The organism is Mastigocladopsis repens PCC 10914, from assembly GCF_000315565.1.
GTDB classification, from domain to species: Bacteria; Cyanobacteriota; Cyanobacteriia; order Cyanobacteriales; family Nostocaceae; genus Mastigocladopsis; species Mastigocladopsis repens.
In genome coordinates this window covers 1,060,136-1,077,749 of sequence record NZ_JH992901.1, presented here as the reverse complement: position 1 = coordinate 1,077,749, position 17,614 = coordinate 1,060,136, and the positions used below count along the sequence as shown (strand labels likewise).

Sequence of the window (17,614 nt, the reverse complement as noted above, 5' to 3'; positions counted from 1 at the left end):
AGAGTCATAATTCCTCCTTGATATAGATAAATTTAGCCAAAGCAATTCCTAGCTGAAGGCTAAACAATCCTAATACAGCACTACTTAAACAGTAGAGTAAACTAATTTCTAAGCTGCCTTGTTGAAGTAACTTAACTATATCTAACTCATAAGTCGAGAACGTGGTATATGACCCTAAAAAGCCTGTGGTAACTAGCAGCCTAACATCAGGATGAATTGTTATCAATCGTCCTAGAGACAGGGTAGTAAAGAAACCCATAACAAAACAACCACTGATATTAATAATTAGGGTACTGTAGGGAAAATCTGTACCGAAAAGTTGATTGAACCACAAACCGAGGTAATAGCGCGAAAGCGCCCCAGCAATTGCGCCAAGACTGATAGCAACAGGGGTACGAATTGCAGGATTTTGCAGCATAGCAACAGATTCAGGGCGATAGAATGAAAATGAAACCACAGATAAACACAGATAGACACAGATGAATTATCTGTGTCTATCTGCGTTTTTTAATACTAAAAATCTTTTCTAACGTCACTTAAGATTAAATCATAGAAATATTGTGTGCTTTGTTATTCAATCCGATACTTGTGTTCTGTTGCTGCAAAGATAACGTAAAAGGAGCAGTGAAGCTCCTATAATCATAGGGAAAAGCTTCACTACTTTTATGCATTTGGTTTTGCATCACAATCCTTCTTTACTTAAAGGTTTTTGAAGGATTAGAAGCGCAAGCCAACTCCTGTTTGGAGACTGAGGGCATCAGCAGAACTGTTTTCGTATGCGTCAATACCCCACTTGGCATCGCCATACACAATGATGTTTTTGGCAACTTCTGTTTCAGCACCAAGGGTTAAGACAGGTGCATTCTGATTTCCCAATTGGCTTGCTTGTCCTTCGTCTGTCTGAAAGGAGTAACCACCACCGATGTAAACGTTAGTGTTTTTGCCAATTGGCGCATCGTAAGTCAGGATGGGCATAGCTGCGGTTGAATCGCCACCAAACAGAACAGAACCACGAACAGACACAGGTGCTTGAGGAACAGCAAATCGTCCTTGAATATTACCACCGAATGTAGCCGCATCGTTATCTTGTCCGCCATTGGTGACACCAGCTGCAACACCAGCACCAAGGTAGTTAGCAGTCATACCGCGTGTTGGAGCGACTTGAGCCGAAGCCATTCCAGCCGAAAGAACAACAGAAGCAAAAACAAGTGCAGAGGTTGCTAATTTTGCAAGTTTCATAGGTCTCTCACCAGAGTTAAATGCAATTAATACTCTCTAGTACTAGAGTCCCTTTTTTTACAAAAATTAACCTCACACACTTAGGCTATCCAAGTGGGTGAAACTATTTCACCCAGTTAGGTGAGCTTACACCAAACTATTTAGGGTATAATATATGGCATATACGACTATCATTTATCTCTTCAAAAAGCGCTGACGCAGACGAGATACAAAAATATCTACCTCTGGTAATTTCATCCATGCGGCAAGAAAAGCAAATACGCCAATGCCAACTAAACCAGCAATAGACAATTGCAACAGTTGAATCAGCAAACCATTTTCACCTAAAAACCGCTGCAAAACCTCAAGAGTTCCATAGCTTGCTGCACCCGCTACCATGCTACCAGCAGTTAAACCTAGAATTGGCAAACTCCACTCGCGCCAAGGTAAACCATTCAGCCTGCGATCAAGCAACCACAACAGCATCAATACCGAACTACAATTGACTCCAACTGTTGCTAGCACTAAACCGGGAGCGCCAAAAGGTTTAATGAAAATCCAATCTAGCAGAGCGTTGAGCAAGATGTTAATAACGCTGATGCGAAATGGTGTCTCGCCATCACCTAAAGCATAAAACACCCGCACCAAAACATCTCGCCCCAAATAGACAAACATCCCAATACCAGAAGCAACCAGTATGGAGGAAACCAGCGCTGAATCTGCTTCCTTGAAAGCACCTCGCTCATAGACGACACGCACAATAGGGACAGACAGCACCACCATCAGTGCCCCCATTGGTAGCATAGTGAGGGCAGTGAGTATAAGTCCTTGGCGAATTCGCAATTTTAGCTCATGCCAATTGTCTGGCTCCGCAAGTCGGGCAAATACTGGTAACAAAGGCAGCAAAATGATGTTGGAAATAATTCCCAAAGGGGTTTGCACCAATATATTGGAATAGCGCAAGCCAGAAGGAGCAGAGGGGATGAAGGATGCAAAGTACATATCTGTGTACAAATTAATTTGCAACATCCCAGAGGAAAAGGTAGCTGGTGCCATGATTTTGAGTACCTCTTTAACCCCTGGCTGCTTAAAATCAAATCGCAGGCGAAATGTACCTAACCCTGCTCGTGCTTGGGCAATTTGCTGTATCAACCATTGTAGGAACGCTCCAGCTAGAGTGCCTCCAGCTAAAACCATTCCACCTAAAATGGCATATTGAGGAGAGCTAATTTTGGTACCTACTTGCAGAGCGAGGATACCCAGACCAAGAATCAGAATAATGCTGGAAAATAAGGGACTGAGGGAAAGTAGCCAGTATTGATTAGCTGTGTTGAGAGTCCCAAAGCCAATGCCAATCAGCCCTGCTAAAACTGCCATCGGTGCCATGATCCTTAGTTGGACGATCGCATTTGCTTTTACGAATGCTCCGTTAGGAACGGTATCTAAACCTGGTGCAACTAAGTCAATCAGGTAAGGGGCAAATATTACCAGGAAAACAGTCACCAAAAGTAGCAAACCACCCACAAGGGTTGTAATTGTTTCAACCAAGCGAGCAGATTCTTCTTGCTTGCGCTTGGCTAAGACGCTGACGATCGCACTGTGGAATGGTCCATTAACGCCACCTAGCAATATCAGCAGAAAACTCGGGATCATGTAGGCGAAGTTATAAGCATCGACAACAGCCCCCGCACCAAAAGCAGCGGCGATCGCTTGTTCGCGTACCAGTCCAAAGAATTTGCTTATTAACGTCGCAACGGCGATAATGCCAGCAATTCCAGCTAAAGAACGAGGAGCTTTTTGTTGTTGTGTCACAAACAGTACCTGACAACTTTCTCAAGGCGTATATCTCAAAACATTTAACTTGAAATTTGGTAGTTTGTCAGGGTAGTTTGGGTAAAATTAAGGGTTTAGGGGTGTAGCTGAGTGACCATTCTTAACGTTGATTTTTGAAAGACACGTAATTCTACCTAATTGCAAATAATTTTCTCAAAACTTCTGCTTATAGCATACTTTTGAGAAAAATCATGGTTTCCTCAAAAAATTTGTACTGCTGTAGTTCATTGTTTTTGCTTAACCATAAGCTGGATTGGGATTGAGCAATACCCATAACCAGGCAAGAACCCAAACCACAATCAATCCCAGTATACGAAGTAGAATTTTTTTCATAAGCGTCCCCGTTGTGAGTAGTGAGTAGTTAGTGCTTATCAACTAACCACTAACTACTCACTACTTCCAATCTTTACCAATACGGATTGTAATATCCGATTCCAAGTCGCCAGTCGCTGACACCTCAACCTGACCCAAACCTAAGATTTGTTGTAATTGTTCTCCTGCTTGTTTATTCCCTTTCTGGACGATAATTTTAGTTTTGCTACGGGCGTCGGGCCAATTCGCCACAGGGTAAAGTTTTGTAAATCCTTTCTGTTTGAGATTACTAATAATTTTTTGTGTTAGTTGGGGTTTTGTGGAAGTATTTTGAATAGCAATTTTGAGGCTAGTGAGCGGTTTCACACTTTTGGTCATACCCGATATTGTGACCCCAGTATAGTTATCTAGTAAGTCAACTCGTCCGGTCAGATCCAACCAATAGCTGTTGGGGTCTTGGCTGAGACGGCTGAAAATACCAGGTAATATGGTCATTTGGAAATTATCTCGCTCTAAGTTCAAGCCAAAGTTGACCAGCGCCATCATTTCTTCCAGCTTCAGGTTAGTGTCGAAGTGCTTTCGCATCACACGAACAATTTGAGGCAATCTGGGTAAGACACTAGGACTATTGAGGCGATCGCGCAACCCCAAAAGCAGTGATTGTTGTCGCTGTACTCTTCCCAAATCTCCCATTCCTGGTTCAGCGAACCGCACAAACTGTTCTGCCTGTTCGCCATTCAGAGTTTGCCAACCGCTGACTAAATTAATCGAAAATCTAGCAGCAGAGTCTTTGTATACCATTGATTTGGGAACAAATATCTCAACTCCACCCAACTGATCCACAAGTTGTCGCAAGCCACTGGTGGAGATACGAATGTAGCGGTCAATTGGCGCATTACTTAAAGTACGGCTAACCACGCGTGCTGCCAAAACTTGACCACCTTGGACATTGGCATCAGATACCTTAGTTAATCCTTTTTCTGGGATAGAGATCATAGTACCTCTAGGTATCGAAAGCACCCGGATTGTTTTGTTATCTGGGTTAACTCGGATCAGAAGTATCGTATCGCTATGACCTGCAAAACTTTCCGGGGAACCATCTATAGTCCTAGGGACTGGTTCAATACCCATCACCAAAATATTCATTGGTCTGGTCAATTGATACTGGGAAATGTTACTCCACAGCTCCCCAGGCAGTGGTGTTTTTTGCTCTTTCTCACCCAATCCTAATTCTTCATCTGTTCGATCCATGTCACTCCAAAGTGGAGTCCAAAGTGCCAAAGTCGATACTAGCAAACCCGATAAGGTGATCCCCACAACAATTGTCAGTATCCAAAATAGCCATCGAGGCATGGCTAACCCCAGCCTCTGGTAGAGCTGGCTAGGAATTGAACCCGTAGACTCTACAAACTGACGGGAGACATTTTCTTGGTTTTTTGCTGTCACCCCGTTTGGTAATTGTTGTAATTCACCAGATGTGCCCTGATTTTCTTGCTCTACTACTTGTTTAATCACAATAGTCTCCCCACTCATCCACTCCCTAAACGTAATGTTAATGCAAGCCACAAATCTTGCCAGTTAATAAGATCACTTGAAGTATCAAGTCTTAAGAATATGAAGTATAAAGGACGAAATTAACCCTACGGTTTCTCCCGATGGCTAGAGATTCAGATACTACACCTTAATTTTCCTCTAAAAATAAATCATAGGGTGTGTATCTGTGTCATCTCTTCTGACTTCACCTGAGCATCTTTATACTTCATAACTTCATTACTTTTGTTTGTCACAGTACACTTGTAGTGTTCTTTCGTAAGTTGTTATGACTCAATGACTAGAGCCTTGTTCCCTGTAATCCTTGCTGGTGGTAAAGGTGAGAGATTTTGGCCCCTAAGTCGCCAAAATCGACCCAAGCAATTTTTGAATCTTGATGGCACTCACAGAAGTCTTCTGCAAGCAACCGCTGATCGGCTGTTGACACTTGCAAGCGGTTGGGAGAACTTGTGGGTCATAACTTCTAGTCAGATAGCTCAAGGAGTTCAAGAACAACTGCCTGAACTGCCATCTGACAATCTACTCGTCGAGTCACAGGGAAGGGACACTGCCGCAGCCGTTGCCTGGACAAGTCTGGAAATTAAAAAGCGTTATGGAGAAGACGCTATCATCGGCTTTTTCCCCGCTGACCACTGGATTGCCGACCAAAAAGCATTTGCATCTACCATAAATGCAGCTACAGAGCTTGCGGCAACCCAAGCAGCGATTGTCACGCTAGGGATCAAGCCAACCTTTGCATCAACTGGTTACGGCTACATCGAACAAGGCGAAAAGATTGGTAGCTTTAATGACTTGCCAGCTTATCACGTTAACCGCTTTACTGAAAAGCCTGACCGTCAAACGGCAGAAAATTTTCTATCTACGGGACGTTTTAGCTGGAATAGCGGGATGTTTGTTTTTCGAGCGGGCATTGTTCTTAAAGAACTGCACATACACGCTCCAGAAATTATTGAACCGATACAACAATACGGTTCTGACATCTACCCCCAACTACCTAAGAAGAGTATAGACTATGCCTTGATGGAAAAAACGGATATCGCATATGTCTTGCCAGCAGAATTTGGCTGGGATGATTTAGGAGATTGGAATGCGATCGAGCGTTTACTCAAAAAAGAAGATAATCCCAACGTAGAATTCGCGACTCACGTAGGACTGGAGACACAGGGGTCTATAGTTTACTCCACAAATGAAGAGGATGTCATTGTTACCATCGGGTTAGATGATGTCGTGATTGTGCGCGATCGCAACGTCACTCTCATTGTAAAAAAAGACCGTACCCAGGAAATTAAGCAAGTCCTCAAAACCCTACAAAGCGATCCCCGATTTACTGACTTACTCTAGAACTTAAAACCCTTGGCAGAGGCGCAAAAGGTGTATTTACCAGTATAACTTTTCTGTCTGTTATTTCATTTGAACAATTATGCAAATCAGTAGTTGCGAGCCTCTAGCCAAGAGTATGGGAATAAATCGAACAAAGTTGGACAGAAGCTGTAAAGTCATCTTTACAAAGATTTAAGAATTGCGCCAAAGCAAGCAAAATTATAAAAACCAACAGCACTACCAAAGGCTTGGGGTGCATAGTAAAACAGTGAACAGTACCAGCCGCAGTGACCATGAAGGAATCTTGGTAACTGATAACTGATAACTGGTAACTGATAACTGATGATTCCCTGCTGCTTACCTCTTTAACCCCTGTGTTCCTCTTTCGCTGCACTCTCGGTTGCCTCTGCGGTTCATAAATACCATGTTCCTCACCCAAACTGTTCCTCGTCAAAGAGAAATCATTGAAGTCCTGCTTCGCAATGGCTGGGACTATATGCGACGGCTCCTCACGGTCGGTAAAGCCGACGAACCCCAGCTACCTACACCTGCTGTTTTAAAAAACATCTTGGTAGATTTGGGACCGGTCTATGTCAAATTAGGTCAGTTAATGTCTACCCGTCCAGACCTGCTGAGCGCAGCATACATAGATGAATTATCAACACTACAAGATGAAGTACCACCAGTTCCTTGGGCAGATGTAGAAGTCGTCATTCGCAAACAACTGAAACGCCCTTTAGAAGAAACCTTCGCCACAGTAAATGCTATCGCAGTAGCAGCTGGTTCGATTGCCCAAACACATAAAGCCACACTTGCAGATGGTCGGGAAGTCGCTCTCAAGGTGCAACGACCAGGGATTGATATCACTGTTGCCCAAGATATCGCCTTAATTCAAGGTATTGCCGATTTAGTTGCTCGTACCGAATTTGGGCAGACGTATGAAATCAAATCCATAGCCGAAGAATTTACCAAGGCGCTGGAAGCCGAGTTAGATTTTACACGGGAAGCGGGTTTCACCGACCAGTTACGACGCAATTTATCCGAAAGTCGCTGGTTTGATCCCACACAATTAGTCGTTGCTGAAATCTACTGGGATTTGACCACGCCAAAATTAATGGTGATGGAGTGGCTGGACGGAGTTCCCCTGCTGATGGCGAATCTTGATGGCACAAATGGTAAAGACCCGGCTGAAGAACGCAAAGCAATTACCACACTACTATTTAGAGCTTTCTTTCAGCAACTGTATATTGATGGCTTCTTCCACGCTGATCCTCATCCAGGAAATTTGTTTTATCTCAGAGATGGTCGCGTTGCTCTCTTAGATTGTGGGATGGTGGGACGGCTTGATCCGCGCACCCAACAGATATTGACAGAAATGTTGTTGGCAATTGTGGATCTGGATGCTCAAAGGTGTGCTCAGTTAACCTTGCAGCTCGCGGATTCAGCACAACCAGTGATTATGATTCAACTGGAAAACGATTATGACCGGATGCTGCGAAAGTATTACAACATGAGCTTGTCGCAGATGAATTTCAGTCAAATCATCTATGAACTGCTGCAAGTTGCTCGCAACAATAAAATTCGCTTGCCCAGCAACATGGGTTTATATGCCAAAACCCTAGCTAATTTAGAGGGGGTAGCGCGAGGATTTAACCCAGAACTTAACTTTATCGACGAAATTCAGCCATTGCTGACAGACTTGTTTCGGCGACAGTTGTTTGGGGATAGTCCCGTGCGATCGCTCCTCAGAACAGCGCTGGATCTCAAAAGTCTCTCTTTACAATCTCCTCGCCAGATAGAGTTGCTGCTAGACCGAATTACTTCGGAAACTCTACAGTGGAATATATCAGTGCGTGGTTTGGATGGTTTGCGCCGCACCACAGATGATGCTGCCAATCGTCTTTCTTTTAGCATCTTGGTTGGTTCGCTGATTATGGGTGCGGCAATTATCTCTAGCAACGCACGGACTGCTCAGTTGTCTTTCTTGAGTAATGTGTTGTTTGCTACTGCTAGTCTGTTAGGGCTGTGGTTAATCATTAGTATTTTGCGCTCAGGGCGTTTACGTTAAGGTGTGGCGCAATTGGGTAATAATTAACTTGATTTGTTGTAAAAGTGAACATTTTGGAAATAAACCACAGATGTACACAGATGTACACAGATGCACACAGATAAATTCATCTGTCTTTATCTGGAGAACACTGCGTTGCCGAGAGCAGCGCCGTGCGGGGGTCTCCCCCCAACCCCAACGCCAGTCCGCTCAAGTCGGGAGACCCGCCCACGCGGCTGGCTCCTCCGTGGGGACCCCAAAGCCCCCCGTTGAGGAGCCAGCGCTCTTTGGAGGGTTTCCCTCCGGAGGCGACTGGCGTGCAAGTGTCCGTTGTACATCTGTGGTTCCAATAAATAAATTGCAATTTTTCTAACAACTCTAATTTTTGCTTGTGCATCACTGAACATAAAACGTATGTCAATCATCATTGCTCAAAACTTGAGCAAAGTTTATCCTGTTGCTGTTAAACAACCGGGTATTGTCGGGACAATGACCCACTTTTTCCGCCGCACCTACCGAGAAATAAAAGCAGTTCATGATGTTTCCTTTGAAATTGCACCCGGTGAGGTGGTGGGATTTTTGGGACCAAATGGCGCTGGTAAAACCACGACTCTGAAAATGCTCACAGGGCTGATTTATCCTTCTAACGGTGAAGTTAGAGTTGCTGGACACATTCCGTTTCGTCGCCAAGAAGCGTTTTTGCAAAAAATTACCTTGGTGATGGGGCAAAAACAGCAGCTACTTTGGGACTTGCCAGCTCTTGATTCTCTCAAGATTAATGCTGCTGTTTACAACATTCCTGACAAAGAATTCCGTCAGAGGGTAGGGGAATTAACCGAAATGCTGTCGCTGGAAGGGAAACTGACTCAAGCAGTGCGGAAGCTGTCTTTGGGTGAACGGATGAAGGCGGAATTATTAGCAGCACTTTTGCACCGTCCACAAGTCTTGTTTTTGGATGAACCCACACTAGGCTTGGATGTGAATGCTCAAATCAGCGTGCGTGATTTCTTACGCGAGTACAATCAACGGTATCAGGCGACGGTGCTGCTGACAAGTCATTACATGGCTGACATTACAGCTTTGTGTCAGCGAGTCCTGCTCATTCACCAAGGACAGTTAATTTATGATGGGAGCTTGGATGGGCTGTTGGAACGTTTTGCCCCTTACCGAGAAGTTCATTTGGAGTTAACCAATCCTCTACCCAAAGAAAAACTGATGTTGTATGGGGATGTACGACAATTAGAAGGGCGCTCTGTGTGTTTTATGGTGCAGCAAGAGGCACTTACCCGCACTGTAGCCCGGATTTTAGCAGATTTGGATGTCGTAGATTTGACAGTGACAGAACCGCCAGTTGAAGAAGTGATTGGGCGAGTTTTCCAAGCTGGAGGATTAGTAGGTAGTAGATAGTAGATAGTAGTACTTTTTATTAAGTACCCACCATCAACTATTCATCATCAACTAACAACTATCAACGACCCACTATCAACTCTTTACTATGAAGCAAATTTTTAGGAAAGCCCTGACATTTCTTTCAGTGTACTATGCCTATATGCTTGAGTATCGGGCGGAACTCATTTTATGGGTGCTAGCAAACTCTCTGCCAATTATTCTGATGGGAGTGTGGATACAGGCGGCGCAAGGAGGGCGTTTCAATCTTTCACCTGTGGATTTTGCCCGTTACTTTCTTGCAGTTTTCATAGTTAGGCAAATCACAGTTGTTTGGGTTGTTTGGGAGTTTGAAAGGGAAATAGTAGAAGGAAAACTTTCACCTCGCTTATTACAACCTATTGATCCCGTGTGGCATCATATTGCATCCCATGTTTCTGAAAGAATGGCTCGTTTACCTTTTACATTGTTACTAGTGGTGATATTTTTTATCCTTTATCCCCAGGCTTTTTGGTTGCCAAGTTTAGCAAACTTTTTGCTATTTGTGTTGGCTGGGGTATTGGCTTTTGCTTTGCGTTTTGTCATGCAATACTCATTTGCAATGCTTGCTTTTTGGATTGAACGGGCTAGTGCTATAGAAAATTTTTGGTTTCTGTTTTATTTATTTTTGTCTGGGATGATTGCGCCTCTAGAAGTTTTCCCTCCCATAGTGCGGACAGTAGTACTTTGTACGCCGTTTCCTTATATGATTAATTTCCCTGCAAATATTTTGGTTGGGCTACCCGTGGATTTAGCACGGGGATTTTTGTCAATGGTGGGTTGGATTTTGCTGTTTTTGGGTTTAAACCGCTTGCTGTGGCGTCGAGGATTGAAGCGATATTCGGGGATGGGAGCGTAAACAATTCTGAACGAGTTATTTAGGAGAGCATCATCCCACAACAGTAGTAAACAAGCCTTACTATGAAAAAGTATTGGTTACTAAGCTTCTACCTCTAACCTCTAGCTTCGATACATGGACTGGAAAGAAATATCTGGGAACTGGGTACTCGTTCCGCGAAATCCTATTGGTATTATTCACTTCCTAGGAGGCGCATTCGTTGCTACCGCACCCCACCTCACCTACCGTTGGTTACTAGAACAACTGGCAAGCAAAGGCTATGCTATCATCGCCACACCGTTTGTGAACACTTTGGACCATAATGCGATCGCAAAATCCGTATTGTTAAACTTTGAACGCGCCCTAGAACGCTTATACGATGGTTCAACAATACGCAAGCGCTCCCTTCCCATTTACGGAATTGGACACAGCATGGGGTGCAAACTCCACTTGCTTATTGGAAGTCTCCTTCCTGTAGAACGTGCTGGCAATATTCTCATATCCTTCAACAACTACGGCGCAAGGGATGCTATTCCCTTAATCGAACAGTTTAACTTAGCCGCCGTTGAGTTTACCCCCTCACCGTTAGAAACCAACAAACTCGTGCAGGAACGCTACAACGTCCGTCGCAACCTGCTACTAAAATTTACCAACGACACCCTTGACCAATCAGTGGCTTTAACTGAACTATTGAAACAACGCTTTCCAGAGATGGTGACGGTACAGACGCTAAACGGTACTCACACCACACCTTTAGGACAAGATGTGAAATGGCAGATGGGAGAATCGTTCACACCCTTTGACGCCTTTGGACAGTGGTTCAAACAAGAAGCCTACCGTGATCTCAATCAGCTTAAACGTAGTATTCTTTTGTGGCTCAATCCCCTTTCCCCTCCATAATCAACTAGGGAGATAGTCAAGAGTCCAAGCCCATAGTCTAAAGTCTCAGGCTAATGACTATTGACTAATGACTATTGACTCATGATGATTAATTAATGACTATTGACTGATAACGAGTGTGTTTCAAATCTTAGTAATTGATGATGACCCGGCAGTACAGATACTTCTTACCAGAATGTTGGAAAGACAAGGTTATGAAGTCTTGGCTGCCAGCAATGGTGAGGAAGGAATTGCAAAGGCAATTGCTAGCTGTCCGGCGCTCATTATTTGTGATTGGATTATGCCAGGGTTGAATGGGCTGGAAGTTTGTCAATACATCAAGGCAGATCCCCAATTATCTACCACGTTCTTTATCTTATTAACATCTTTAGATTCGGTAGCTGATCGCGTTAAGGGGCTAGATGCTGGTGCCGATGATTTTATCACTAAACCTATTGAGCAAAATGAATTGCAAGCGAGGGTAAGAGCAGGATTGCGTTTGCACCAACTGAGTAGGGATTTGCAAAATCAAAAGCAAATTTTAGAAGCAGAATTGGCAGAAGCAGCAGAATATGTGCGTTCCCTTTTGCCTCCCCCAATGACGCATCCTCTAAACATCAATTTCCGATTCATTCCCTCGCGGCAACTCGGCGGTGATTGTTTTGATTACTACTGGCTCGACTCTGATTATCTGGCAATTTACCTGTTAGATACTGCTGGACATGGACTCAGAGCAACTCTCCCCTCAATTTCCGTGCTAAATCTACTGCGATCACATGCTCTTAAGGGTCTGAATTACTATCAACCAAGTGATGTCCTGCAAGCGTTGAATGATACTTTTCAAATGAATTATCAAAACGACAAATACTTTACTATTTGGTATGGAGTTTATAATCGAGTTAAGCGCCAGTTAACTTATGCTAGTGCAGGACATCCGCCTGCGGTATTAGTCTCAAGAAAATCCTTAACTTCCACTAAAGTCAAAAGATTAAGAACTCCTGGGATGCCGGTGGGCATGTTTCCACAAGTAAAATATGTAGATGATTTTTGCAATATTGAAGAATTTAGTTCTCTTTATATTTTCAGTGATGGTGCTTACGAAATCACCAAATCAGATGGCACACTTTGGACTTTGGATGCTTTCATTCAGATGATTGTCAACTCACAGCTTCGATTCGAGGGTACGCTTGAGCAGATATTAAATGGTCTTATCGCTTTAAACTCCAAAGAATCTTTCGATGATGATTTATCTATAATTCAGATGAAATTTGATTAATTAATTTTAGACAAGGCAACTTTGCTAAATTCTTCTTGATTAGGAAATATTTCAAATACCTTATCCATACCCGTAATTTCAAACAGTATCCTGACTTGCTCATTAATCGAGCAAACAACCAACTTTCTATCTGCATCCTGTAGTGCCTTGAAAGCTAACACCAAAGCTCCCAAGCCAGAACTGTCCATAAAAGTTACATCTTTAAAATCAATTAACACTATTTTTACACTATTTTCTTTGTGTATAATTTCATTAATTTTTTCTCTAAACTCTGGCGATTGCGTAGCATCTAAAACTCCCTTAAGTTGAACAACTTTTACTTGATATGTCATAATATGTGAGTACTAATTAATAAGTATAAACCGTTCCTGCGATTGCCAGTCTATACCAATAGTAATTCATTTGAAAAATGCCTGCCACATAGCTATGTAAAAGTTCTGAGTAATACATCAAGATTTACTGGAAATCATTTGTTTGTGATTTCTTAACAGTTTGTGGTTCCACGATTCTTTACCTACATCCGAAGGAACGCAAGACATCGCGTCCGTACTTCCCTATACTCTTAGTGAAACGGGACTCACCTTAGCTCGATATAGCAACTTGTCCCCTTGACGGTAACCAGTATAACGCACCTTGACAATTTCCCCTGGTTGTGGATTTCCTTCCAGAAGCTGGTGCAGTTGAGGATCATAAGGTAGTTCTGCTCCCACAGGTGCTATGGCTTCCACTCCCCACTGCTGCAAAAGTTTTTCTAAGGGTTTCTGCACTAACGGAACGATATTTTGCGCTGGTAACTGGAGATTTTCTCGTGCTTTGTGTGCCGCTGTAGGAAACTGCAATAACAAAGATTCCAACAGTTGCAAACTTGACTGCTGGAACTCTTGCAGCAATATTTGTCGTTGTTGTTGTATTTGCTGTTGCGATCGCTCGTATTCTTTTTTCAATTGTGCTACGTATTGTAACAATTCTTGGGTTGGTGTATCTTTGTCTTTCACCAATTCTACTTGAGAAAAAGTGGCAACTAACTCAGTTAAAGGGAGTTGTAGCGCTTGCGATAACTTAAGTAGGACATCCACCCGCATCTGCTCAACTCCGAACCGCCGTAACCGCAAAAGTTGACGCTCTGAGACACCAGCAGTGCGACTCAGCGCTCTAAAACTAGAAATACCCACCCGTTGCATTAAACCTTGCAACTTTTGAGTGAAATCGGTGTGGGACATAACTGCATATGAGGAATGAGGAATCGGGAATTGTTTAGTTGGTAGTTGGTAGTTGGTAGTTGGTAGTTGTTAGTTGGTAGTTGTTTTTTCTACTAACCACTATCCACTAACCACTCACTACTAACGATTAACCATTCCCACTTCCTCTATTCTTCCAGTAAACTTCTCAGCATCCAAGCATTCTTTTCGTGTACCTGCATCCGCTGAGTCAATAAATCGGCAGTGGGTTCGTCATTGACTTCTTCCACCACAGGGAAGATAGACCGCGCGGTTCTGACAACGGCTTCTTGTCCTTCTACAAGCAGGCGGATCATTTCTGTAGCTTTGGGGACACCAAGACTTTCTGAAATGGAACTGAGTTGGCTAAACTCGCTGTAAGTACCGGGTGCAGGATAGCCCAATGCTCTAATCCGTTCAGCAATTAAATCAACTGCTGCTGCTAACTCTGTATACTGTGTCTCAAACAACAAATGCAGAGTTTGGAACATCGGTCCTGTGACGTTCCAATGGAAGTTATGAGTTTTTAGGTACAGTGTATAGGTATCAGCCAGCAGGCGAGACAAACCTTCGGCAATTTTAGCCCTGCTTGCTTCGTCAATACCGATGTTTACTGGGAATGTTTGACTTGGCATAATTTTCTCCAAACGAGTGATCAGTAGTTTTACCAAAGATAAACGATAAGCTTATGCCAGATGCATTTTCAAAACGCTTTTGGGGGCTTTGCGGACTCTGGCTAAGATAGTTTCTTTGCCCAAACGTTGGCAAGCTTCGTAGCGATGGCATCCAGAAAATCCGTAGTACTGTCCATCGACTTCTAAAACATCAATTGGTTCTTGCTGCCCAATGGCAGCAATCGATTCCATAAGAGCTTTTACCTTCTGTGGGTCGTTTTTGCGTGGCAAAGGTCGCCGTATCTGATTTAAAGGGATTTCTTGAACTTTGATCATAAATGAGTTGTGTGGAGGAGTGGCGTTTTGTAGTCCCTAAATAAATCATAATCGTTATGACTATGAGTTGCAATTTATTTATAGGGAAAATTTAGTATTGGTTTTACCAGATAACTTGTGCCAAAAACTACTACACTACATAGGGAAGTCAAAAGACACCAAAAGGAACCCTAAAGATGAAACGGGGGTCTTGATGTCAGGATGATCCGCTTGAATTTTTGGATTTTTTCGGTGTGAGGGCTGGCATCCGAGTATACCTAACATCATCGTTCGTACTGATTTTGGCGATCATCTATTTCTAGACAGCTGTGGCGGCAGAATAAAGATTCCATGAAAATCATCTGGCGTATTTCTTACACCGTACTGACCACGTTTTGTTTGTTAGGTCTGACTGGGGCATCGGGTCCTGAAAGCAAAACAAAGGATGTGGAAATCAGGATTGGCATAGTGCAGCGATTTGGAGATAACCCTACAGAACAGCTGCAATTAGAACCTACCAAAGGCGATCGCTTGAGGCTAAAATTTAAAAATGGTAACACTCAGCAAACCCTAGCAACTAGCAACCCTCTCAAGCTGGAAGTCTTGATGCAAGCTTTACCAAGAACAGTTGTTGAGGAAAGGGTCGTGCTGGGAACCTTTCGCACCTATGAAACTGCTGAAGACAGCGCCAGAAACTGGCGTAATCGGGGAATAGAGGTGGAAATAGCCCAACCAGAACGTTGGCAAGTTTGGGCAAAACGGGACGTTTATAACACTCCTTTACTAAGACGTTTGTTGTTGCAGAGCGTGCAAGCTGCTGGTTACAGGACTGCTTTTGTAAACACCCAAGTTCTACAAAAGGTACCGCGAGTCAGTTGGCAAGTGAATGGCAAACGCTATAACGTAGATGATTTGGAAATTAGTAGCGATAAAAATTTGATTCGGGTCAATGAGAGTAAAAAATCAGAGAAAGCACGTCTTTACTCCGGACAGATGGAGTTACAGCCAAATGCCTACGGTAGCTATACTCTGGTTAACGAAGTTGGTTTAGAAACATACTTGCGTGGGGTTGTGCCTTATGAAATTGGCGCTTCAGCACCAACGGCAGCAATGGAAGCACAAGCGATTATTGCCCGGACTTATGCCCTACGGAATTTACATAGATTTGCTATAGATGAGTATCAATTGTGTGCTGATACTCACTGCCAAGTGTATTATGGGCTGAGTGGAGTGACAGCGAACACAGATCAGGCGATCGCGGCAACACGGGGTATGATTCTCACTTATCAAAACCAGCTAGTGGATGCCTTGTATTCTTCCACGACTGGTGGCGTCACTGCTTCCTTTAGCGATGTCTGGAATGGTGATGAACGTCCCTATCTGCAACCTATAGTAGATGCTCCGAGCAATAACATATGGAACTTGTCTGGGCGGAATTTAGCAGATGAAAACCAATTTCAACGATTTATCAGTCTCAAACAAGGCTTTAATGAAAGCCAGTGGGACTTGTTCCGTTGGCGTAGGGAAACTAGCTTGAAAGAGATTACTCAGGGTTTACAGAAATTTCTCAAGGTGAAAAACAGTCCCTATGCGAAGTTTAAAACTGTTCGAGACATCAGGGTAGTAGAACGAAGCAAGAGCGGACGCATTCTCAAACTCAATGTCAAAACAGAGATTGGCACCTTTTCTCTACATAAAGACGAAGTTCGCAGTGCCTTTGTTGCTCCTGTCAGCACTCTGTTTTACCTACAACCATTAAATAAAGGCAAAACAAAACTTTGGGGATACGCCTTTGTTGGCGGTGGTTTAGGACATGGAGTTGGCTTGAGTCAAGTGGGTGCTCAAAATCTAGCACAGCTAGGCTGGTCAAGTCCGAAAATTCTCCAGTTCTATTATCCTGGGACTAAAATTCAAATTCTTGGCAACGGGAATCAGCAAACGAGCTGAGTGAGTATATATGACACTCAAAATACCCTCTTTCGTTTGCTACTGAACAGAGGGATTCTCGTGGAGATTGCTAAAATTAAGTTAATAAAGCAGGCTCGCGGTATTTCCAGCGTTCCTGCTTACATAAGATGACTCTAGACTTAATACCAAAGTAGATGTTGGAGCAGACACAGCAGAGCGCAATTTTCTCTGTCTGTACTGCTTCTTTTCTTTTTGTGTCTCTACGACATCGGATACTCTTGCAAGTTGATTTTTGAGATGCCTTACTTTTAGTAAAGTTCCTCTTCTTTGTGGGTTTCGATGGTGACGTCAGACGTTGGGTAGGCGACACAGGTCAGCACATATCCAGCTTCCATTTGGTCATCATCCAAGAAAGACTGGTCAGACTGGTCAACGGAACCAGAGACGAGTTTACCAGCACAGGTAGAGCAAGCACCAGCGCGACAAGAGTAGGGCAAGTCAAGACCAGCTTCTTCAGCAGCGTCTAGAATATAAGTATCGTCATCTACGTCAATTGTTTGGTTTAGCCCTTCACCTTCGTTGATCAGTGTCACTTTGTAAGTCGCCATTTAGTAATCCTCTCTTTTGCAAACAGACCGTATAAGTTCTCCTAAAGCAAACGCCACGGCTCATCTTATCGGATTAGCCGTTTGTTAAAATTTGCTTCACTTCTGATACTACGAGAAAAACAAGAGGATGCAACCGGAAATTGAACTCGATTAGTAATGAAATTTAGTTAGTTAATCAAGATAAGTTTTATTTATGAAATGAATCCTCTACTTGCTAGATTATTAAATAAAGTTATAAATGACCAGACAAATG

The 17,614-nt window shown here is 43.3% G+C and carries 17 protein-coding genes; 7 read left to right on the top strand and 10 right to left on the bottom strand.

Translation table 11 applies throughout. The annotated features are described in order from the left end of the window. Positions 1-4 precede the first annotated feature (4 nt). From crcB to MAS10914_RS0107075, 4 genes are all read right to left on the bottom strand, one after another. Positions 5-418: a fluoride efflux transporter CrcB gene (gene crcB, locus MAS10914_RS0107095; protein WP_017315218.1), complete on the bottom strand. Its 414-nt coding sequence runs from the start codon at positions 416-418 to the stop codon at positions 5-7. Positions 419-717: 299 nt separating this feature from the next. Then, positions 718-1,239 (bottom strand): outer membrane beta-barrel protein, encoded by a 522-nt coding sequence (locus MAS10914_RS0107085; RefSeq protein WP_017315216.1) that lies wholly within the window; start codon positions 1,237-1,239, stop codon positions 718-720. A gap of 174 nt (positions 1,240-1,413) precedes the next feature. After that, the gene (gene murJ / locus MAS10914_RS0107080) at positions 1,414-3,030 is read right to left on the bottom strand and encodes a murein biosynthesis integral membrane protein MurJ (protein ID WP_017315215.1); all 1,617 of its coding nucleotides are present in this window, start codon (positions 3,028-3,030) and stop codon (positions 1,414-1,416) included. A 414-nt stretch (positions 3,031-3,444) separates the two neighbouring features. Beyond that, positions 3,445-4,878, bottom strand: coding sequence for an LCP family protein (locus MAS10914_RS0107075; protein ID WP_026082388.1), 1,434 nt, complete (start codon positions 4,876-4,878; stop codon positions 3,445-3,447). Positions 4,879-5,190: 312 nt separating this feature from the next. Here MAS10914_RS0107075 and MAS10914_RS0107070 point away from each other — a divergent pair, with 312 nt between their 5' ends. Then, the gene (locus MAS10914_RS0107070; protein ID WP_017315213.1) at positions 5,191-6,255 is read left to right on the top strand and encodes a mannose-1-phosphate guanylyltransferase; all 1,065 of its coding nucleotides are present in this window, start codon (positions 5,191-5,193) and stop codon (positions 6,253-6,255) included. A 403-nt stretch (positions 6,256-6,658) separates the two neighbouring features. Beyond that, a complete protein-coding gene (locus MAS10914_RS0107060) occupies positions 6,659-8,302 on the top strand; it encodes an ABC1 kinase family protein (RefSeq protein WP_017315211.1) in 1,644 nt (547 codons plus the stop codon). Positions 8,303-8,408: 106 nt separating this feature from the next. Here MAS10914_RS0107060 and MAS10914_RS0107055 read toward each other — a convergent pair whose 3' ends face one another. Next, positions 8,409-8,681: a hypothetical protein gene (locus MAS10914_RS0107055; RefSeq protein ID WP_232224123.1), complete on the bottom strand. Its 273-nt coding sequence runs from the start codon at positions 8,679-8,681 to the stop codon at positions 8,409-8,411. Between the two features lie 14 nt (positions 8,682-8,695). Between MAS10914_RS0107055 and MAS10914_RS0107050 the strand changes: the two genes are divergently transcribed. The 4 genes from MAS10914_RS0107050 (at position 8,696) to MAS10914_RS0107035 (ending at position 12,699) form a co-directional block, all read left to right on the top strand. Beyond that, complete coding sequence (locus MAS10914_RS0107050; RefSeq protein WP_017315209.1) at positions 8,696-9,688, top strand: ABC transporter ATP-binding protein; 993 nt, start codon at positions 8,696-8,698, stop codon at positions 9,686-9,688. Between the two features lie 88 nt (positions 9,689-9,776). Then, positions 9,777-10,565 carry an ABC transporter permease gene (locus MAS10914_RS0107045; protein WP_026082387.1) on the top strand — a complete coding sequence of 263 codons (789 nt, stop codon included), beginning with the start codon at positions 9,777-9,779 and terminating at the stop codon, positions 10,563-10,565. 114 nt (positions 10,566-10,679) lie between these two features. Then, positions 10,680-11,444, top strand: a complete 765-nt coding sequence (locus MAS10914_RS0107040; protein WP_017315207.1) for a DUF1350 family protein — start codon at positions 10,680-10,682, stop codon at positions 11,442-11,444. A 118-nt stretch (positions 11,445-11,562) separates the two neighbouring features. Continuing rightward, a complete protein-coding gene (locus MAS10914_RS0107035) occupies positions 11,563-12,699 on the top strand; it encodes a PP2C family protein-serine/threonine phosphatase (protein WP_026082386.1) in 1,137 nt (378 codons plus the stop codon). Here MAS10914_RS0107035 and MAS10914_RS0107030 read toward each other — a convergent pair. The 4 genes from MAS10914_RS0107030 to MAS10914_RS0107015 all read right to left on the bottom strand — a co-directional run bounded on the left by MAS10914_RS0107030 (position 12,696) and on the right by MAS10914_RS0107015 (position 14,866). Then, entirely contained in the window at positions 12,696-13,031 is a 336-nt protein-coding gene (locus MAS10914_RS0107030; protein ID WP_017315205.1) for an STAS domain-containing protein, read from the bottom strand. The genes MAS10914_RS0107035 and MAS10914_RS0107030 overlap by 4 nt on opposite strands. Positions 13,032-13,253: 222 nt before the next feature. Beyond that, entirely contained in the window at positions 13,254-13,919 is a 666-nt protein-coding gene (gene grpE / locus MAS10914_RS0107025) for a nucleotide exchange factor GrpE (RefSeq protein WP_017315204.1), read from the bottom strand. 146 nt (positions 13,920-14,065) lie between these two features. Then, positions 14,066-14,551: a Dps family protein gene (locus tag MAS10914_RS0107020; RefSeq protein ID WP_017315203.1), complete on the bottom strand. Its 486-nt coding sequence runs from the start codon at positions 14,549-14,551 to the stop codon at positions 14,066-14,068. Between the two features lie 51 nt (positions 14,552-14,602). Continuing rightward, entirely contained in the window at positions 14,603-14,866 is a 264-nt protein-coding gene (locus tag MAS10914_RS0107015; protein WP_017315202.1) for a ParB N-terminal domain-containing protein, read from the bottom strand. A gap of 330 nt (positions 14,867-15,196) precedes the next feature. On the opposite strand from MAS10914_RS0107015, the gene MAS10914_RS0107010 reads away from it, so the two are divergent. Beyond that, the gene (locus MAS10914_RS0107010; RefSeq protein ID WP_017315201.1) at positions 15,197-16,792 is read left to right on the top strand and encodes a SpoIID/LytB domain-containing protein; all 1,596 of its coding nucleotides are present in this window, start codon (positions 15,197-15,199) and stop codon (positions 16,790-16,792) included. 269 nt (positions 16,793-17,061) lie between these two features. On the opposite strand, the gene MAS10914_RS0107005 is transcribed toward MAS10914_RS0107010, so the two are convergent. Then, positions 17,062-17,361, bottom strand: coding sequence for a ferredoxin (locus tag MAS10914_RS0107005; protein WP_017315200.1), 300 nt, complete (start codon positions 17,359-17,361; stop codon positions 17,062-17,064). Positions 17,362-17,614 lie beyond the last annotated feature (253 nt).